Origin of the sequence: Flavimaribacter sediminis, assembly GCF_019492055.1 — a bacterium.
Lineage (GTDB): Bacteria > Pseudomonadota > Alphaproteobacteria > Rhizobiales > Rhizobiaceae > Flavimaribacter > Flavimaribacter sediminis.
Genome location: NZ_JAICBX010000002.1, coordinates 1,005,961 through 1,022,727, shown reverse-complemented (window position 1 = coordinate 1,022,727; position 16,767 = coordinate 1,005,961). Strand labels below are relative to the sequence as shown.

Annotated in this window: 17 protein-coding genes; 11 read left to right on the top strand and 6 right to left on the bottom strand. The window is 60.4% G+C overall.

The features are described 5' to 3' along the window. The first annotated feature begins 2 nt into the window (after positions 1-2). Genes K1W69_RS13035 through K1W69_RS13025 form a run of 3 tightly spaced genes read left to right on the top strand, consistent with a single transcriptional unit; the run spans position 3 to position 2,942 of the window. The gene (locus tag K1W69_RS13035; RefSeq protein ID WP_258571022.1) at positions 3-995 is read left to right on the top strand and encodes a branched-chain amino acid ABC transporter permease; all 993 of its coding nucleotides are present in this window, start codon (positions 3-5) and stop codon (positions 993-995) included. Between the two features lie 10 nt (positions 996-1,005). Further along, positions 1,006-2,106, top strand: a complete 1,101-nt coding sequence (locus K1W69_RS13030) for a branched-chain amino acid ABC transporter permease (RefSeq protein WP_220228767.1) — start codon at positions 1,006-1,008, stop codon at positions 2,104-2,106. After that, positions 2,106-2,942, top strand: coding sequence for an alpha/beta fold hydrolase (locus tag K1W69_RS13025; RefSeq protein ID WP_220228766.1), 837 nt, complete (start codon positions 2,106-2,108; stop codon positions 2,940-2,942). Before K1W69_RS13030 ends, K1W69_RS13025 begins: the two co-directional genes overlap by 1 nt. A gap of 16 nt (positions 2,943-2,958) precedes the next feature. Here K1W69_RS13025 and K1W69_RS13020 read toward each other — a convergent pair whose 3' ends face one another. The 3 genes from K1W69_RS13020 to K1W69_RS13010 form a co-directional block, all read right to left on the bottom strand. After that, complete coding sequence (locus tag K1W69_RS13020; protein ID WP_220228765.1) at positions 2,959-4,071, bottom strand: pyridoxal phosphate-dependent aminotransferase; 1,113 nt, start codon at positions 4,069-4,071, stop codon at positions 2,959-2,961. 157 nt (positions 4,072-4,228) lie between these two features. Beyond that, positions 4,229-5,008 (bottom strand): ABC transporter permease, encoded by a 780-nt coding sequence (locus K1W69_RS13015; RefSeq protein WP_220228764.1) that lies wholly within the window; start codon positions 5,006-5,008, stop codon positions 4,229-4,231. 119 nt (positions 5,009-5,127) lie between these two features. Further along, the gene (locus K1W69_RS13010) at positions 5,128-6,375 is read right to left on the bottom strand and encodes a pyridoxal phosphate-dependent decarboxylase family protein (protein WP_220228763.1); all 1,248 of its coding nucleotides are present in this window, start codon (positions 6,373-6,375) and stop codon (positions 5,128-5,130) included. Positions 6,376-6,690: 315 nt separating this feature from the next. Here K1W69_RS13010 and K1W69_RS13005 point away from each other — a divergent pair, with 315 nt between their 5' ends. From K1W69_RS13005 to K1W69_RS12995, 3 genes are all read left to right on the top strand, one after another. After that, complete coding sequence (locus tag K1W69_RS13005) at positions 6,691-7,827, top strand: ABC transporter ATP-binding protein (RefSeq protein ID WP_220228762.1); 1,137 nt, start codon at positions 6,691-6,693, stop codon at positions 7,825-7,827. A gap of 85 nt (positions 7,828-7,912) precedes the next feature. After that, positions 7,913-9,013 (top strand): ABC transporter substrate-binding protein, encoded by a 1,101-nt coding sequence (locus K1W69_RS13000; RefSeq protein WP_220228761.1) that lies wholly within the window; start codon positions 7,913-7,915, stop codon positions 9,011-9,013. Continuing rightward, positions 9,010-9,942 (top strand): ABC transporter permease, encoded by a 933-nt coding sequence (locus K1W69_RS12995; protein WP_220228760.1) that lies wholly within the window; start codon positions 9,010-9,012, stop codon positions 9,940-9,942. Before K1W69_RS13000 ends, K1W69_RS12995 begins: the two co-directional genes overlap by 4 nt. Before the next feature lie 17 nt (positions 9,943-9,959). On the opposite strand, the gene K1W69_RS12990 is transcribed toward K1W69_RS12995, so the two are convergent. Genes K1W69_RS12990 through K1W69_RS12980 form a run of 3 tightly spaced genes read right to left on the bottom strand, consistent with a single transcriptional unit; the run spans position 9,960 to position 11,787 of the window. Continuing rightward, positions 9,960-10,181 (bottom strand): SlyX family protein, encoded by a 222-nt coding sequence (locus K1W69_RS12990; RefSeq protein WP_220228759.1) that lies wholly within the window; start codon positions 10,179-10,181, stop codon positions 9,960-9,962. Beyond that, complete coding sequence (locus K1W69_RS12985) at positions 10,178-10,612, bottom strand: acyl-CoA thioesterase (protein WP_220229334.1); 435 nt, start codon at positions 10,610-10,612, stop codon at positions 10,178-10,180. Before K1W69_RS12985 ends, K1W69_RS12990 begins: the two co-directional genes overlap by 4 nt. Positions 10,613-10,614: 2 nt before the next feature. Further along, the gene (locus tag K1W69_RS12980) at positions 10,615-11,787 is read right to left on the bottom strand and encodes an iron-containing alcohol dehydrogenase (RefSeq protein ID WP_220228758.1); all 1,173 of its coding nucleotides are present in this window, start codon (positions 11,785-11,787) and stop codon (positions 10,615-10,617) included. A gap of 117 nt (positions 11,788-11,904) precedes the next feature. Between K1W69_RS12980 and K1W69_RS12975 the strand changes: the two genes are divergently transcribed. Genes K1W69_RS12975 through K1W69_RS12955 form a run of 5 tightly spaced genes read left to right on the top strand, consistent with a single transcriptional unit; the run spans position 11,905 to position 16,742 of the window. Continuing rightward, complete coding sequence (locus tag K1W69_RS12975) at positions 11,905-13,440, top strand: ABC transporter ATP-binding protein (protein WP_220228757.1); 1,536 nt, start codon at positions 11,905-11,907, stop codon at positions 13,438-13,440. Beyond that, positions 13,437-14,573 carry an ABC transporter permease gene (locus K1W69_RS12970; RefSeq protein WP_220228756.1) on the top strand — a complete coding sequence of 379 codons (1,137 nt, stop codon included), beginning with the start codon at positions 13,437-13,439 and terminating at the stop codon, positions 14,571-14,573. The genes K1W69_RS12975 and K1W69_RS12970 overlap by 4 nt, the downstream gene beginning before the upstream one ends. A 3-nt stretch (positions 14,574-14,576) precedes the next feature. Next, positions 14,577-15,551, top strand: a complete 975-nt coding sequence (locus K1W69_RS12965) for an ABC transporter permease (protein ID WP_220228755.1) — start codon at positions 14,577-14,579, stop codon at positions 15,549-15,551. 4 nt (positions 15,552-15,555) lie between these two features. Continuing rightward, complete coding sequence (gene cdd / locus K1W69_RS12960) at positions 15,556-15,945, top strand: cytidine deaminase (protein ID WP_220228754.1); 390 nt, start codon at positions 15,556-15,558, stop codon at positions 15,943-15,945. A gap of 2 nt (positions 15,946-15,947) precedes the next feature. Further along, positions 15,948-16,742, top strand: a complete 795-nt coding sequence (locus tag K1W69_RS12955; protein ID WP_220228753.1) for a purine-nucleoside phosphorylase — start codon at positions 15,948-15,950, stop codon at positions 16,740-16,742. Positions 16,743-16,767 lie beyond the last annotated feature (25 nt).

Sequence of the window (16,767 nt, the reverse complement as noted above, 5' to 3'; positions counted from 1 at the left end):
TTTTGAAATCCCTTGGAGCAACATTCGAGAGGTTCGGCGGGGTCAATCTGCTCCCGGTTCTGATCGCGGTGATCGCATTGGTGCTGATCGGTTCGCCGTCGACCTGGATCACGCTGACCGTCGCCGGCCTCGCCATGGGCATGATGATCTTTCTCATGGCCTCGGGTCTCAGCCTCGTCTTCGGGCTCATGGACGTGCTCAACTTCGGTCATTCTGCCTTCGTGTCCTTCGGCGCTTTCGTCGCCGCGTCGGTGCTCGCCGGGCTGGGCGCCTGGGTCGCCGCCGACAGTGTCTTTCTAAACGTGCTCGCCATGCTTGCGGCGATCATCGCCGCCGCCCTCTTCGGCCTGCTCGCTGGCTGGTTCTTCGAACAGGTCATCATCAAGCCGGTCTATCGGGACCATCTGCGCCAGATCCTGATCACCATGGGCGCGTTGATCGTGGCGGAGCAGATAATTCTCACCATCTGGGGCGGCTCGCCGATTTCCGTTGCGCGACCGCATTTCCTGGCCGGATCGCTGATCATTGGCGACGTCTCGATCGAGACCTACCGCATCTTTGCCTTTGCGCTCGGACTGGCAGCCTATTTGGCGTTGTATTTCGTGCTGAACCGGACCCGGATCGGCCTTCTCGTACGCGCCGGCGTCGAGAATCGCGAGATGGTAGAAGCGCTGGGCTTCCGCATCGACCGGCTGTTCATCGGCGTCTTCATGGCGGGCTCGGCGCTGGCCGCCATCGGCGGCGCCATGTGGGCGGGATACCAGACGCTGATCACGCCGGCGATCGGCTCCGAGATGATGATCATCGTCTTTATCGTCATCATCATCGGCGGGCTCGGCTCGATAGAAGGTTCGCTGCTCGGCGCGCTGATGGTCGGGCTGATGGGCAACTACGTCGCCTTTCTGGCGCCCAAAATGTCGCTCGCCTCGAACATGCTGCTGATGATGGCGATCCTGCTGTGGCGGCCTTACGGCTTGCGGCCGGCGGTGCAGTGAGGGGACTGATATGACCGACGCGACACTTGCAGCGACAAGCCGCCATGCAATCGGCAGAACAGGCCGCTTCATCGTCTATGCCATCGTTGGCCTGATCGGCGTCTGCCTTTTCCTCGCTCCGTTCCTGTTTCCGGATGTCAGAAGCCAGGAAGTGGCCTCGCGCATCTGTGTCTTCATCGTGCTGGTGGCGAGCTACGACCTGCTGATCGGCTATACGGGCATCGTGTCTTTCGCCCATACGATGTTCTTCGGCATCGGCGCCTATGGCGCGGCGATCGCCCTCAAGCTGATGGGACCGACCTGGACGGCGCTTTTGACCGGCGGCGTTATCGCCCTTGTCGTGTCGCTGTTGCTCGCCGCCCTCGTCGGCATGCTGTCGCTGCGTGTGAAAGCCATCTTCTTCGCCATGGTCACGCTCGCGGCGGCTTCCGTGATGGCGGTGTTGGCCAGTCAGTTGTCTGACTTTACGGGCGGCGAGGACGGCGTCATCTACAAGATTCCGAAACTGTTTTCTCCCGCCACCAAGTTGCTGACCGACGAGAACGGCAAGGTCTTGAAGATCTTCGGCGTCAGCGCCAACGGCAAGATGGCGCTCTACTATTTCGTCTTCTTCGGTTCGCTGCTGCTTTATCTCGTCATGATGCGCATTGTCGCTTCGCCGCTCGGCACGGTGCTTGAAGCCGTCCGCGAGAACGAGATGCGCGCCGAGGCGCTCGGCTACCGCGTGGTGTTCTACCGCACGGCGATTTTCTGCATCGCGGCGCTGATCGCGACCTGCGCCGGCGTCATGCGGGCCGTCTGGCTGAAATATACCGGCCCCGACACCTCGCTGTCCTTCGCGATCATGATCGACATTCTGCTGATGGTCGTGATCGGCGGCATGGGGACGATGCTTGGCGCGATCATCGGCGCAACGTTGATGAGCCTGGCGCAGTATTATCTCAAGGACCTGATGGAAATCGCCTCGGAAGCGACAGCCGGCATTCCGCTGCTGCCGGACCTTCTCGCGCCGGACCGCTGGCTCCTCTGGCTCGGCATATTGTTCGTTTTGCTGGTCTATTTCTTTCCAGCGGGGATAGCCGGGACGCTAATGAAGAAGGGCGCGCACTGATGGCGCAGAGAACCTCTGCCTATATCCGCTCGAAGGATCTGGAACTGCATGTCAGCGAATGGGGAAACCGGTCCAGCCCCTTCGTCATGATGTGGCATGGCCTTGCCCGCACCGGCCGGGATTTCGACGAAATCGCGGAAGCGCTGTCTGATCAGTATTTCGTCGTCTGCCCGGATACGGTCGGTCGCGGCCTTTCGAACTGGATGACCTCCGGCGACAATTACTCGATGGCCCTGTATTGCAACACGGTCATGACCATCGTGGATCACTACGGCCCCGCCACGCTGCGCTGGGTTGGCACCTCAATGGGCGGCCTGATCGGCATCCGCATGGCCGCAGAAGCGCTGAAAGGGCGCATCACGCATCTCGTCATCAACGATATCGGTCCGGAGATTCCGGAAGCGGCGCGGCGACGCATCGCCGACTATGTCGGCAACCCGCCAGAACACGATACGATCCGGGAAATGGGCGAATGGCTGAGGACAAGCTATGCGCCGTTCGGCGATAATCCGGAGTCCTTCTGGAGCCGCCTTGTCGATACATCCGTCAGGCGCACTGATAACGGTCGGTTGACCGCCCATTACGACCCGGCGATCGCCGCGCAATTTATTCAGCATCCGGCCGATTTCGATACATGGCCGCAATATGACGCCGTCGAGGCGAAGACCTTGCTGGTTCGCGGCGCGGACTCCGATGTGCTGGCGAAGCCGGTCGCTGAGGAAATGTTGAAGCGCGGTCCGAAACCGCAATTCGCAGAGTTTCACGATATCGGCCACGCCCCGACCTTCGTGGCGCGGGATCAGCAGCACCTGCTCAGGGAATTTCTGGCGACATAAATGGCGCGCCGTCCTATCAGGACGCCGCGGCAAGAGCCATCGGCAGTTCTTCTTCAAAAATGTCGATGTCCGCTTCCGGCGCGGCGCTGATGCGAATGCAGCGATTGAGCGGCTCGACCCCCGGCATGCGCACGAAGACGCCGCGTTCAACCAGCGCTGCAAGGACGGCCGCCGCAAACGCTCCGTCGCGGCCACAGTCAATTGTCACGAAATTGGTCGCCGAAGGCAGCGGCTCCAGCCCGTTGGCGCGGGCGATCGCCGAGATCCGCCCCTTGGACGCCTCGATCCGTCCCAGCACGTCGGCAAGATAGGCTTGGTCGCGCAGCGCCTCTAACGCCGCGATCTGGGTCAGGATGTTCATGCCAAAATGATTGCGCACCTTGTCGAAGGAGGCGATAGTGTCGGGATGGCCGAAGGCGTAGCCGCAGCGCATGCCGGCCAGTCCATAGGCTTTGGAAAAGGTGCGCATCCGGACGATGTTCGGCCGATCGAGGAAGGCGTCGACTGGCGGCAATGCGCCGTCCGGCGCCATCTCGCCGTAGGCTTCGTCGAGCACGAACAGGGTGTTTTCGGGTAGCGCCGCTGCGAATGCGCTGATCGTCTCGGCGCTGTGCCATGTTCCCATCGGGTTGTCCGGATTGGACATGTAGACGATGGCCGCTTCCTCGCGCTTCACTGCGTCGAGCAGTGCTTCCGGGTCTTCGCGATCGTTCAGATAGGGTACGGTGACCAGTCGTCCGCCAAATCCCGCCACATGGTAGTTGAAGGTCGGATAGGCGCCGAGCGAGCTGACGACGGGCGTTCCTTCGCTCACCACCTGCCGCACGGCAAGGCCGAGCAACGTATCGACGCCGCCGTCGACCACAATCTGGTCGGGCTTCAAGCCCAGATGATCTGCAAGTGCGGCGCGCAGATCGAAATTCTCCGGATCGGCGTATTTCCAGACATCGCCGGCGGCTATCCGTATATGCTCCTGCACCGAGGGCGCCGGCCCGAAGCCGTTCTCGTTGGCGCCGATGCGCGCACGGAAGGATTTGCCGGATTTGCGCTCCTGGGCTTCCGGCCCGACAAAGGGTATTGTCGCCGGAAGCGACTGTACGAGCGGCGTAAAATGCGAAAACCCGGTCATGAATTCATTCCTCCCGCCATACGCATTTGCGCGGACCAGAGTAATTACGGGCAACCGGTTTTCACGGCAAGGCCGATTGCCCCGCGACGGGCGATATTTTAACGATATTTTTCAAGCGTCTCGCCGATCAGTCGGCGCGGCGCGGATTCATAAAAAATCAGCGCGCGGTCTGCCCCGCATTGCGCGTCAACCAACCGCCAACGATCAGGATCAGGAACGACACGGCGAAAAGCAAGCTCGCCAGCGCATTGATACGCGGTCCGATCCCGTCCTTCATAAGGCTCCAGATATACATCGTCAGTGTGCCGCGCTGGCCGGACACGAAATAGGTGATGAGGAACTCGTCCATCGACAGCGTAAAGACGAAAAGGGCGGCGCCCGCGACACCGGGCGCGATCAATGGCAGGGTGATGTGCCAGAAAACTCTCAGGGGCGATGCGCCCAGATCGCCGCCGGCTGTCTCCAGGGTCCGGTCGAACCCGTAGAGGCGCGTCGATACGATCAGAACTGCGAAGGGCAGGGTAAAGACGACGTGACCCAGTATGATGGTCAGTCGGGACAGCGGCATGTTTACGAAGGAAAAGAACAGCAGCAGAGCGACGCCCATCAGGAAGTGCGGGATGATCATCGGCAGCAGAAGCAGCGCCTGGCTCATGCGCTTGAAGCGAAAAGCGCTGCGGACGAGCGGAAAAGCCGCCATCGTTCCGATCGTCGTCGAAATGACGGTCGTCGCCGACGCAATGATCAGGCTGGAGTAGAGGGCGTCGTGCAGAACGAAGTCATGGCCAAGTTCGCGATACCATTTCAGGGTGAGCCCGCGAATCGGCAGTGACGGAATGATGCTGTCGTTGAAGGAGAACAGGACGAGGAAGAACAGCGGCACATACAGGAAGCAGAATCCGAGGATCGTATAGATGAGAAGAAAGCGTCTGGTCATCTGGTCTGCCCTGTCATCATCCAGTCCGCATCGTCTGCTTCCTTGATGAAACGATCGAGACGAGCTGCATTGATTGCCCTTGTCATGTTGCTGGTTCCGCCCGGCGTTCTTCGACGCCGTCAGTAGACGACGTCGACCTTTTTCTCGCTGCCCGGCGCGGCTGCGCGCTGTTCCTCCACCGCCCAGCGCAGGTCCTCCAGCCACTTGTCGCAAGCCTGTTCGTGGATAAGCGAAAGCATCAGGTGCATGCCCTTGGGCTCTTGCAGAAAACTCGGCAGCCAGCCGCGTTTCGGCATGTGGCTGCCAACCTGAAGCAAGTCGACCTCGTCAGAGGTGAAAGCAATGATCGCAAGCTGCGGATCGTCGATGACCTTCAGTCCGGGAATTTCCTCTATGCCCTTCTTGTAGCGGGCGATGAGGTCGAGCAGCCTTCGGGTCACATCCAGGTAGCCTTCATGACCGAGAGCGTGCAGCGTCGCCCACGCTCCGGCGACGCCTCCGCCGGGACGCGTTCCGACGACCGTCGCCGTCGCGTAGAGGCCGCTCGGCCATTCATTGTAGAAGAAGATAAGATGCTTCGCATGCTCCTGGGAGCGGAAGAAGACGGTTGAAGCAGGCTTCGGCGCGTAGCCGAACTTGTGAAGGTCCGCCGAGATCGAAGCCACGCCGGGAGCGCGGAAATCCCAGACAGGAATCTTCTGCCCGAGTTCTTCGGCGAAAGGCAGCATGTAGCCGCCGACGCAGGCGTCGACATGCAGCCAAAGATCGTGCCTGAGGGCGACCTCGGAAAGCTCTTCGATTGGATCGACGACACCATAGGGAAAACAGGGCGCGGAGCCGATAATCATGAATGTGTTTTCGTCAATGGCAGCTTCCAGTGCGGCGGGATCCGCCCGGAAGTCTTTCACCGGGTATTTCCTGATCTCGATATCCATGAGATCGCATGATTTGCGGAAAGCCGGATGCGCGGTCTCCGCTGCGACGATGTTGCCGTGAAACTTGGGATCGCCCCGTTTGTCGCGCGCCCACGTCTTGGCGGTTTTCACAGCGCACATGATGCTTTCGGTGCCGCCGGTGGTGAAGTAGCCCTGCCCGCCTGCAGGCGCATTGAACAGATCGAGGCCGATAGCGACGATGTCGTCTTCCATCTGTCGAATGCTCTTGTATGCGCGGTGCGCGCCAAGGGCGTTCTCGTTGAAGTAGAGGTTGAAGGCTTCCTGGGTAAGCTTGCTGAGTTCGGTGTCCGCCTTGAAAATGAACATCGGCGTGCGCCCTTCCGCCCACTTGATGTCGTCTTTCTTGAGATCGGTGAGGTGGTTGATGATCTCGTCGCGGGAAAGGCCAGTCTCGGGCAGTTTGGTGGCCATTATCAGGTCCTTTTATCTATTCTTGCGAAATGAGCGAAAGCGTCTTGACCCGACGCCTTCTCGGAATGGGCGGCGTAGGTCGAGAGCGTTGGCGATAGAGGTCGTTCGCGGCCATTCGCGAACGCATCGTAGAAAAGCGCCGTGCGTCTACCCGCGTCATTTTCAGCAACATACGGATGTACAGTCACGTCTTGCTCTCCAGCTCAGGAAGCCCAACTAGCGACAACACTAATCCTATATAGCTTTGGTTGACAAGGGACCCGTAACATCCGCATAGTTGGTCGGTGGGAGGGTCATGCAGGCAGCCGATGGAAAATGAACATCACAATCAAATCTGATCATCAGGCGGCCGGCGAACCGGTCAATGCGCCGGACGCTGTCGAAATTCGCGGCGTTACAAAAAACTACGGCACGGTGTGCGCGCTTTCCAGCATCGACTTGAACATTCGCAAGGGCGAATTCTTTTCTCTTCTTGGTCCCAGTGGCTGCGGCAAGAGCACAACGCTCGCGTTGATCGGCGGCTTCGAAATGCCAACCTCCGGCGCGTTGCGCATTGCGGGGCATGATGTCGCCAACGTTCCGTCCTACCGCCGGCCGGTAAACACCGTGTTCCAGAGCTATGCGTTGTTTCCGCATATGACGATTGGCGACAACGTCGCCTTCGGACTGAAGATGAAGGGCTTGCCCGCCGCCAAGCGACGCACCGCTGTTTCGGAAATTCTGGACCTGGTTTCGCTCGGCGGCATGGAAGGTCGTCGTCCGGCTCAACTCAGCGGCGGACAACGCCAGCGCGTCGCCTTGGCGAGGGCGCTCGTCAATCAGCCGTCGGTGCTGTTGTTGGACGAACCGCTCGGCGCGCTCGATCTGAAATTGCGCAAACAGATGCAGACGGAACTCACAAACCTGCAACGAAAGGTGGGCATCACTTTCGTCTATGTGACCCACGACCAGGAAGAGGCGCTCACCATGTCCGACCGGATTGCGGTCATGGATCACGGGAAGGTGCTGCAGGTCGGAACCCCGACGGAAATTTACGATACGCCGTCGCATCGCTTCGTGATGGAGTTCATGGGCTCGCCGAATGCGTTGTCAGGCCGTGTCAGCCAGGTCAGCGGCCAATCCATGATGGTCGAACTCGAAGGAATTGGCGCGATGCCGGCGCGCAGTGATGCGGCGATCTCCGAGGGCGAGGCGGTGTCGCTGCTTGTCAGGCCGGAACGGATACGCGTTTCGCGCAACAAGCCGGTGGAGGGACACTTCTTCGAAGCAACGCTGAGCCGATTGAACAAGGTCGGATTCGTCGCCCATTGCCATGTTCAACATGCTTCCGGACACGAACTGGTCGCCTACCGGCTGAGCGATGGAATGACGTCGACGAGCGACGCCGTAAACGACGGAGACGCTGTCTACGTAACCTGGTCAGACGCTGATGCGAGTGTCTTTGCCAATTAAAAACAGAACTGAAACCGTGGAAAGAAAACGGAATAACAAAAACCGGCTAATCAATATCAACCCGACCTCTACAGGAGAACTGGCAATGAAAACCCACCTCAAAAGGCGTGAACTTCTCAAGGGCGCTGCGGCGCTCGGGGCAGTGACGGCAAGCGGATCCCTCATGTCGCCAAGGCGCGCACACGCCGCCGGCGAGGTCAACTGGATGGCCTGGGGCGGTCATGTCGAACCGGGCGGAATTGCCGAGTTTTATGATGAGACGGGGATCCGCGTAAATCACATCGCGATGAACTCGAACGCCTCGACCTTCGCCAAGCTAAAGCTTTCCGGGGTGAGCCAGTACGACCTGATAGAGGCTGACGGCCTGTGGACGCTGAAATATCTGGAAGCTGACATGATCGAACCCATCGATCTGGACAGCATTCCGAACGTCAAGGCCAATATGTACGAACAGTTCAAGCATATTCCGGACCTGGTCACTTCCGACGGCAAAATGCTGATGGCGCCTTGGGGATGGAACCCGACGATCCTCGTCTACAACGAGGATGAGGTGTCAGAAGCCCCGGATTCCTACGAGGCTCTGCTTGATCCGAAATACAAGGGACACGTCGCCTTCTCAGACCAGCATGAATTCATGTGGCCGATCGCCGCCTTCCTGCTCGGTTACGAAGATCCGTTCAAGATGAACGATTCCCAGCTCGAGAAGGCCAAGGAAATCCTGATCAAGATCAAGCGCAACGCGCCAACGATCACCAAGGGCTGGAATGAACAGCTGCGTCTGTTCGTTGAAGGCACGATCTGGATCGGCATGAGTTCGCCCGGTCGCGCCTATACGGTGACCGCGAATGGCGGCCCGAAAATGGGCACAAACCCGCCCAAGGAAGGCTATTATGGCTGGATCGACGGCGACATGCTGGTCAAGGACGCCGCCAATCGGGAAGACGCGCTGAAATGGATCAACGAGATCCATTCTGCCGATTACGTCGCAACCAATTTCCTGCGCCTGCAGCGCGGGTGCGCAAATCGGGCGGGCGTGGAGAAACTGATCGCGGAAGGCCACGATGACATCGTCAAGGCGAACTTCATGGATCAGCCCGAGGTCGCCTTCAACATGAAGCTGATTCGCGCTCCGGAATATCCCGACAAGTATGCAGCCGCCTGGAACGACGTTCTCGCTGCTACATGAGCACGATCGTAACAGATCCACTACCCGACGAGACCGGCAAGCCTGCCGGTCAAGCCGCGGAGACGGCGCCGGATTGGGCGTCGTCCTCGCGACGCATGCCGAATGCGCCGTGGAGCCTCCTGCCTGCGCTGTTTGTGCAGACCATGCTCTTCGTGGCGCCGCTGGGCATCATGTTCGTCTACAGTTTCTGGACGAGCCGAAACTACGAGATCATACCGGAATGGACGCTCGCCAATTACCGCGCGTTCTTCGATTCCTGGTCCTATCAGAGCGTTCTCCTGCGTACATTGTGGACATCCGCAATCATCACGCTGACCACGCTGGTCGTGGCTTATCCGCTGACCTATTACATCGTTCGCTATACGCATCGGTGGCAGAAAATCCTGATCGGCGCGGTCATCCTCTCCTTCTGGACCAGCGGTCTGTTGCGCGCCTACGCCTGGATGGCGATCCTCGGCAATGGCGGCGTGATCAACAAGGGACTGCGGCTACTGGGCGTCATCGATGAGCCCCTGCCGTTCCTGGTCTATTCGCAATTCGCCAATATTCTGGTGATGACATACTTCTGCCTGCCATTCGCAGTGATCGCGCTTTATACGTCTCTGGAGAAAATGGACTGGCGGCTTGTTCAGGCTGCGGAGGATCTCGGCGCCTCGCCACCGCGGGCGTTCCTGCACGTGACGCTGCCGCAGACCATGCCCGGGATCATTTCTGCGACCGTTCTGACTTTCATTCCCGCCATCGGCATGTTTTTCGTTCCAATCCTCATGGGCGATCCGAAACGAATGATGATCGCACCGCTGATATCCAACCAGATGGAAGCGTTCCAGCTTGGATTGGGAGCGGCGCTCTCGTTCATCATCGCCTTGATCGTGATGGGAGTGATCGCCGTGGCCTGGCATTACGTGGAGCCGCGCGTCGACGACTAAAATCGTCGCACGGCGTATCAGTAATGCGGCGGCTTGGTGTCTGGGGGCGCTTCGCGGACGTGATCCTCCACCGCCACAAACCGCTCGACAAGCTTCTTCTGACGCGTCTGCAAAGATTCGATCGCCTTCCATTGCGCGTTCAGTTGATCGGACAGCTCCTCGATTGCGCGCTGCTGATGCGCGACGTGCTCCTCCAGCCGCGCCAGGCGCTCGCCAAGCTCGTCCGACGACGCAGTCATGCGCTGATTTCCTGAAGCGCTGTGCGCCAGTCGTCGGGGAGCGCCTTCGGCCGGCGGGTTTCGCGGTCGACATAGACATGGACGAAACGTCCTTGCGCCGCCGCCCCGTCGTCTTCATTGGCGAACAGACCCACCTCGTAGGTCACGGAAGAATTGCCGAGCCGCGTGACGAGAATTCCGGCGGTGACACTGTCCGGAAACATGATCTCGCGAAAATACTGGCATCCGGTTTCCACCACCAGACCGATCGTATCGCCGTTGCGGATATCGAGCAGTCCGCGATCGATCAGCCAGCCATTCACCGCCGTGTCGAACAGCAGGTAATGCACCACATTGTTCATGTGGCCATAGATATCATTGTCGGACCAGCGCGTTTGCAGCGGACGAAAGAGCCGAAAGTCGCTGCGCGTGTAGGGAGACGGTCTTGTCATGGTCACCAGGCCGCCCTGTAGATAGCCAGCGCGTCCGCCTCGCTGACCTCGCGCGGATTGTTGACGAGTAGCCGCGTCTGTTTCATTGCGTCGCGCGCCATCTGCGGCAGCGCCGCCTCGCCGATGCCGACGTCGCGCAGACGTTTCGGAAGTCCGACTGCGGCTGAAAGGTCGGCGAGCCTCTCGATGAAGGCGGCGCAATTGGCCTGCGTGCCGCCATGATCGGGAAAATCGGCAAAGGCGCATGGCGCAAGTTCCGCATAGCGCGCGGCCGACCCGTTTTGCGTCTCGGCCGCGTTGAAGCGCAGGACCTCCGTCAGCACCAGCGCATTGGAAAGGCCATGCGGAATATGAAATGTCCCGCCGATCGGATAGGCGAGCGCATGCACTGCCGCGACCGGGGAGTTGGCAAAGGCCATGCCGGCCAGTGTCGAGCCGAGCAGCATGGCGCTGCGCGCATCGATATCCTCCGGGCGCTCAATCACCGTTCTTATATTGGCGCCGAGCAGTCTGAGCGCTTCCTTCGCCAGCATGCGGGACACCGGATTGTTGTTGGCGCTTTTCGACGCATAGGCCTCGATCGCGTGCACCATGGCGTCAATGCCGGTTGCAGCCGTGGTCGGCGCCGGCAGGGTCAGCGTCAGTTCGGCGTCAAGGACGGCGATGTCCGGCAGAATAAGCGGCGACGACACGCCGCGTTTCTCGTCTCCGCCCACCGTGATGATCGATACCGGCGTGACCTCCGACCCCGTGCCGGCGGTCGTCGGCGCTAGCACCAGCGGCAGTCGCGGTCCCTTCGCGTTTCCCACGCCCCAGGCCTCGTCGATGTCTTCGCCGGAGCCGGCGATCAGCGCGGTCAGCTTCGCGACGTCCAGCGACGAGCCGCCGCCGAGCGCGAAAACGCCGGTTGCGTCAACCTCACGAGCAACGGCGATTGCTTTTTCGAGCGTCGCCAGACTGGGGTCGGCTTCGACCTCGTCGAAGATCGTGACTGAATGTCCGGACGCCTCGAGCGCGGCCAGGGCGGTGCGTTCCAGACCAACATTGCGGATGCCCCTGTCCGTGACGAACAGGACGCGTTCGCCGAGGCGCAGGCCGGCGATTTCCGCTATTTGCGCGCAAGCTCCAGGCCTCGCGACAATCTGCGGCGTCGTGTTGAATGTGAATGGCGGCATCGTTCCTCCCGGCTTGCGCTGATTCATCCCTGTGAAAAAACCCATAAATTGGGCTGGTGTCGCATTCAACAGGCGAATACAGTCGTTTTTATACCAGATGATAAAATAAGGTCACGCATGGACAGTCTGGCGATCGAATTGCGGGGTATCGACAAAAGTTTCGGTGCTGTCCACGCCAACAAGGACATCAATCTGCAGGTTCGCAGGGGAACCATTCACGGCATTATCGGAGAAAACGGCGCAGGCAAGTCGACGCTCATGTCGATTTTGTACGGATTCTATCAGGCCGACGCCGGCGACATCTTCATCGGGGGCGACAAGATCGTCATCCGCGATCCCAATGTCGCGATCGAGGCGGGGATCGGTATGGTGCACCAGCATTTCATGCTGGTGGAAAACTTCTCCGTCCTTGAAAACGTGATGCTCGGCGCGGAAGAAAACGCCATTCTCAACAAGGGCATCACCCGGGCGCGCGCGGAATTGAAGCGGCTGGAAGAAGAATATTCCCTCGATGTCAATCCGGACGCCATCATCGAGGAATTGCCGGTCGGTCTGCAGCAAAGGGTGGAAATCCTGAAGGCCCTTTATCGTGGCGCCGACATCCTGATTCTCGATGAGCCGACGGGCGTTCTGACGCCGGCCGAGGCCGATCACCTGTTCCGGATCCTCGAGCAGCTTCGCCAACAGGGCAAGACGATCATCTTCATCACGCACAAGCTGCGGGAGATCATGGCGATCACCGACGAGGTTTCGGTGATGCGTCGCGGCGAGATGGTGGCGACGCGCAAGACTTCGGAGACCTCGGTCGAGGAGCTGGCCGAGCTCATGGTCGGGCGGCGCGTTCTTCTGCGCGTGGAAAAAGGCGAAGCGGAGCCGAAAGACGTCCAGCTCTCGGTCGAGAACCTGACCGTCAAGGACAGCCGCGGCGTGACCATGGTCGACAACGTGTCGCTCAACGTGCGTGCCGGCGAAATCGTCGGCATTGCCGGCGTGGCCGGCAACGGCCAGTCGGAACTGCTGGAAACGATCACCGGAATCCGTCGCGCCGTAAGCGGCAAGGTCATGCTGTGCAACGAACCGATCGACGTGACCGGCGAAGCCGATCCCGCCGATCTGCGCAAGCGAAAGATGGCCCATGTGCCGGAAGACCGTCACCACATGGGACTGGTGCTGGCCTTCGAGGAGAACGAGAACGCCATACTCGGCTATCATTACGATCCGGAATATCTCAACGGTCCCATGCTCAATCTTGGCAGCATCCGGCGCCATGCCCAGGAGACCGCGGAGCAATATGACATTCGTCCTCCTGACGTGCGGCTGAAGACCGCCAATTTCTCCGGGGGCAACCAGCAGAAGATTGTGCTTGCGCGCGAGATGGAGCGCGATCCGACGGTGCTTGTGATCGGTCAGCCGACGCGGGGCGTCGATGTTGGAGCCATCGAATTCATCCACAAACGCATCATCGAGATGCGCGACGCCGGCAAGGCCGTGCTGCTGGTGTCGGTCGAACTCGACGAAATCCGGTCGCTGTCTGACCGCATCCTCGTGATGTTCGCCGGCCGCGTCGTCGGCGAGCGGTCGCCTGACGCATCTGAATCCGAACTGGGGCTGCTGATGGCTGGCGTCGAGGAACCGATGGAGGCGGCGGAATGAGCGCGCCGTTTGGAAAATTGCCGGGTTGGGTCGAATACGGCCTCATTCCCCTGATCAACCTTGTTTTTGCATTTCTGGTCGCCGGCCTTGTCGTGTTGCTGGTCGGCGAGAGCCCCTTGCGCGCCGCATCACTACTTATTCAGGGAGCCTTCGGTTACGGCGAGGGCATCGGCTTTACGCTCTACTACGCCACGAACTTCATCTTCACCGGTCTTGCCGTGGCGGTGGCGTTCCATTGCGGACTGTTCAATATCGGCGGCGAGGGCCAGGCCTATATCGGCGGTCTTGGCGTCGCCCTGGCCTGTCTGGCCTTCGACGGGATCTTTCCGTGGTATCTGACATTCGTGGTCGCGATCGCCGGCTCGGCTTTTTTCGGCGCCGCCTGGGCCTTCATCCCGGGCTACCTGCAGGCCAAACGCGGCAGCCATATCGTTATCACAACGATTATGTTCAACTTCATTGCCTCCAGCGTGATGGTTTTCATGCTGGTCGATGTGTTGAAACCGATCGGGTCGATGGCGCCCCAGACCCGCACCTTCACAGAAGGCGGGGAGTTGCCGAAGCTCGACTGGCTGATGTCGATCTTCGGTCTTGATATCGGCGGCGCGCCGTTCAACGTGTCCTTCCTTTTGGCGCTTGTTTGCTGCGTGCTCGTCTGGCTGCTGATCTGGCGCACGAAATTCGGCTACGAAATGCGCACCATGGGCCACAGCCCCACCGCCGCGCGATACGCCGGCATGAAGGAAGCCCGGATCATCATCATCACCATGATCATCTCCGGCGCGCTTGCAGGCATGATGGCGCTGAACCCGATCATGGGCGACCAGCAGCGCATGCAGCTCGATTTCGTCACCGGGGCCGGTTTTGTCGGCATCGCTGTGGCGTTGATGGGAAGGTCGCATCCGGCCGGCATCATTCCGGCCGCCATTCTTTTCGGCGTGCTCTATCAGGGCGGCGCCGAAATCTCTTTCGAAATGCCGGAAATTTCGCGCGACATGATCACCATCATCCAGGGACTCGTCATCCTGTTCGCTGGCGCGCTGGAGCATATGTTCCGTCCCGCCATAACCGCCTTTTTCTCCTCCATGCAGGGCGTGGGCAGGCAGACACGCGCCGCCGGGGCGGGGGAATAGGATATGGATCAGGCTTTTGAAATCCTGCTGGTGACGCTTGAAGGCACGATTCGCCTCTCGGTCCCGCTGATCCTTGCAGCCCTCGCCGGCCTGTTTTCGGAACGCTCGGGCGTGTTCGACATCGGCCTGGAAGGCAAGATGCTGGCGGCCGCCTTTGGCGGAGGCGCCGCCGCCGCGGTCTTCCAGTCCGTTTACATGGGTCTCGGAGTCGCCATTCTGGTTTCGCTGGGGCTTGCGCTCGTCCACGGCTTCGCGTCGATCACCCAGCGCGGCAACCAGATCGTCTCCGGCGTCGCCATCAATTTCATTGCGCTCGGCGCCACTGTGATACTCGGTCAGGCCTGGTTCCGGCAGGGCGGCCGCACGCCTGCCTTGACCGGGGACGCGCGTTTCCAGGCGGTCGAACTGCCCTTTGCCGACGCTCTTGCGGACATTCCCTTCCTGGGGCCGATCTACACCAATCTCATATCCGGTCATTTCGTGCTGACCTATTTCGCATTCGCCATGGTGCCGTTTACCTGGTGGGTGCTGCACCGCACCCGGTTCGGCCTGCGCCTGCGCGCGGTCGGTGAAAATCCGGGCGCCGTCGATACGGCCGGCATATCGGTGACCCGGATGCGCTATCTGGCTGTCATCTGTTGCGGCATTCTGTGCGGCATCGCGGGCGCCTATCTTTCCATGGCGGTCGCCGCCGGTTTCGTGAAGGGCATGACGGCGGGCAAGGGATTCATCGCGCTCGCCGCCCTGATCTTCGCCAAGTGGCGGCCGGTCAACGTCATGTTCGCCTGCCTTTTGTTCGGGTTCCTCGACGCCCTTGGCATACTGCTGCAGGGGCAGAGCCTGCCGCTTATCGGCACGGTTCCGGTCCAGTTCATGCAGGCCTTGCCCTATGTGCTCACGGTCATCCTGCTGGCCGGGTTCATCGGCAAGGCGGTGCCGCCAAAGGCCGGCGGCGTGCCCTATGTGAAGGAGCGCTAGCGTCATGTCCCACGAGTTGTTTGTTGCTGCGCGCGACGCCATGGCCAAGTGTTATTCGCGCTACTCGGACTTTCCCGTAGGCGCCGCCATTCGCGCCGAGGACGGAAAGATCTATTCCGGCGCGAATGTCGAGATCGCATCCTTCCCGGAAGGATGGTGCGCCGAAACGACAGCCATCGGTCACATGATCATGGGCGGCGCGCGCAAGATTACGGAAGTCGCGGTGATCGCGGAAAAGATGGTCGCCTGCACGCCCTGCGGCGGATGCCGTCAGCGGCTTGCCGAATTCTCCGAGCCGGAAACGCCTGTGCACCTGTGCGACGCCAACGGTGTCGTCAAGACAGTCACCATGGCTGAATTGCTGCCGCTGGCTTTCGATGGCGGCGACCTCTGATCATGTCCGCCGCCACGACGATACGCTCCCGCATCGGGAGCCTTGAACCGAAGACGGCCATCGTGCTCGGTTCCGGCCTCGGAAAACTCGCCGAACGGGTCAGCGATCCGGTCCGGATCTCCTATGGCGATCTCGATGGTTTTCCCGGCTCCGGCGTTTCCGGGCACGCCGCCGAACTCGTCGCCGGCGTCATGGGCGCTTGCCCCGTCCTCATGCTTTCGGGTCGCGCCCACTATTACGAACATGGCGATGCGTCCGCCATGCGCGCGCCGCTTGAGACGCTGCACGCCCTCGGCGTCGAAAAGCTGTTTCTCACCAACGCCGCCGGATCGTTGCATCCTGAGATGCCGGCCGGTTCGGTCATGCAGATCACCGATCATATCAATTTCTCTGGCTCCAATCCGCTTTTCGGCGAAAAGAGCGACCGGCGGTTCGTGGGTCTGACGAACGCCTACGATGCGGACATGCGCGCGGCGTTGGACGATGCAGCCGAACGGTGCGGGCATTTCCTGCATCGCGGCGTCTACATGTGGTTTTCCGGTCCGAGCTTCGAAACGCCGGCTGAAATCCGCATGGCCCGCACGATCGGAGCTGACGCTGTCGGCATGTCGACCGTGCCGGAAGCCATTCTCGCACGCTTCCTCGGCATGCGCGTCGCCGCGGCTTCCGTCATCACCAATCTTGCAGCCGGCATGAGCGGCGACGAGTTGTCCCATCAGGAAACCAAGGATATGGCGCCCATCGGCGGCGCCCGTCTGGCCGACATCCTGTTCGAGACAGTTCAGACTCTGGTCTGATAACGTAAGACATCCCATCGAAGGA

Bases quoted from the DNA above. Each gene is read 5' to 3' on its own strand.
- K1W69_RS13030 (WP_220228767.1), top strand. From the start codon at position 1,006: ATGACCGACGCGACACTTGCAGCGACAAGCCGCCATGCAATCGGCAGA.
- K1W69_RS13025 (WP_220228766.1), top strand. From the start codon at position 2,106: ATGGCGCAGAGAACCTCTGCCTATATCCGCTCGAAGGATCTGGAACTG.
- K1W69_RS13020 (WP_220228765.1), bottom strand. From the start codon at position 4,071: ATGACCGGGTTTTCGCATTTTACGCCGCTCGTACAGTCGCTTCCGGCG.
- K1W69_RS13015 (WP_220228764.1), bottom strand. From the start codon at position 5,008: ATGACCAGACGCTTTCTTCTCATCTATACGATCCTCGGATTCTGCTTC.
- K1W69_RS13010 (WP_220228763.1), bottom strand. From the start codon at position 6,375: ATGGCCACCAAACTGCCCGAGACTGGCCTTTCCCGCGACGAGATCATC.
- K1W69_RS13005 (WP_220228762.1), top strand. From the start codon at position 6,691: ATGAACATCACAATCAAATCTGATCATCAGGCGGCCGGCGAACCGGTC.
- K1W69_RS13000 (WP_220228761.1), top strand. From the start codon at position 7,913: ATGAAAACCCACCTCAAAAGGCGTGAACTTCTCAAGGGCGCTGCGGCG.
- K1W69_RS12995 (WP_220228760.1), top strand. From the start codon at position 9,010: ATGAGCACGATCGTAACAGATCCACTACCCGACGAGACCGGCAAGCCT.
- K1W69_RS12990 (WP_220228759.1), bottom strand. From the start codon at position 10,181: ATGACTGCGTCGTCGGACGAGCTTGGCGAGCGCCTGGCGCGGCTGGAG.
- K1W69_RS12985 (WP_220229334.1), bottom strand. From the start codon at position 10,612: ATGACAAGACCGTCTCCCTACACGCGCAGCGACTTTCGGCTCTTTCGT.
- K1W69_RS12980 (WP_220228758.1), bottom strand. From the start codon at position 11,787: ATGCCGCCATTCACATTCAACACGACGCCGCAGATTGTCGCGAGGCCT.
- K1W69_RS12975 (WP_220228757.1), top strand. From the start codon at position 11,905: ATGGACAGTCTGGCGATCGAATTGCGGGGTATCGACAAAAGTTTCGGT.
- K1W69_RS12970 (WP_220228756.1), top strand. From the start codon at position 13,437: ATGAGCGCGCCGTTTGGAAAATTGCCGGGTTGGGTCGAATACGGCCTC.
- K1W69_RS12965 (WP_220228755.1), top strand. From the start codon at position 14,577: ATGGATCAGGCTTTTGAAATCCTGCTGGTGACGCTTGAAGGCACGATT.
- cdd (WP_220228754.1), top strand. From the start codon at position 15,556: ATGTCCCACGAGTTGTTTGTTGCTGCGCGCGACGCCATGGCCAAGTGT.
- K1W69_RS12955 (WP_220228753.1), top strand. From the start codon at position 15,948: ATGTCCGCCGCCACGACGATACGCTCCCGCATCGGGAGCCTTGAACCG.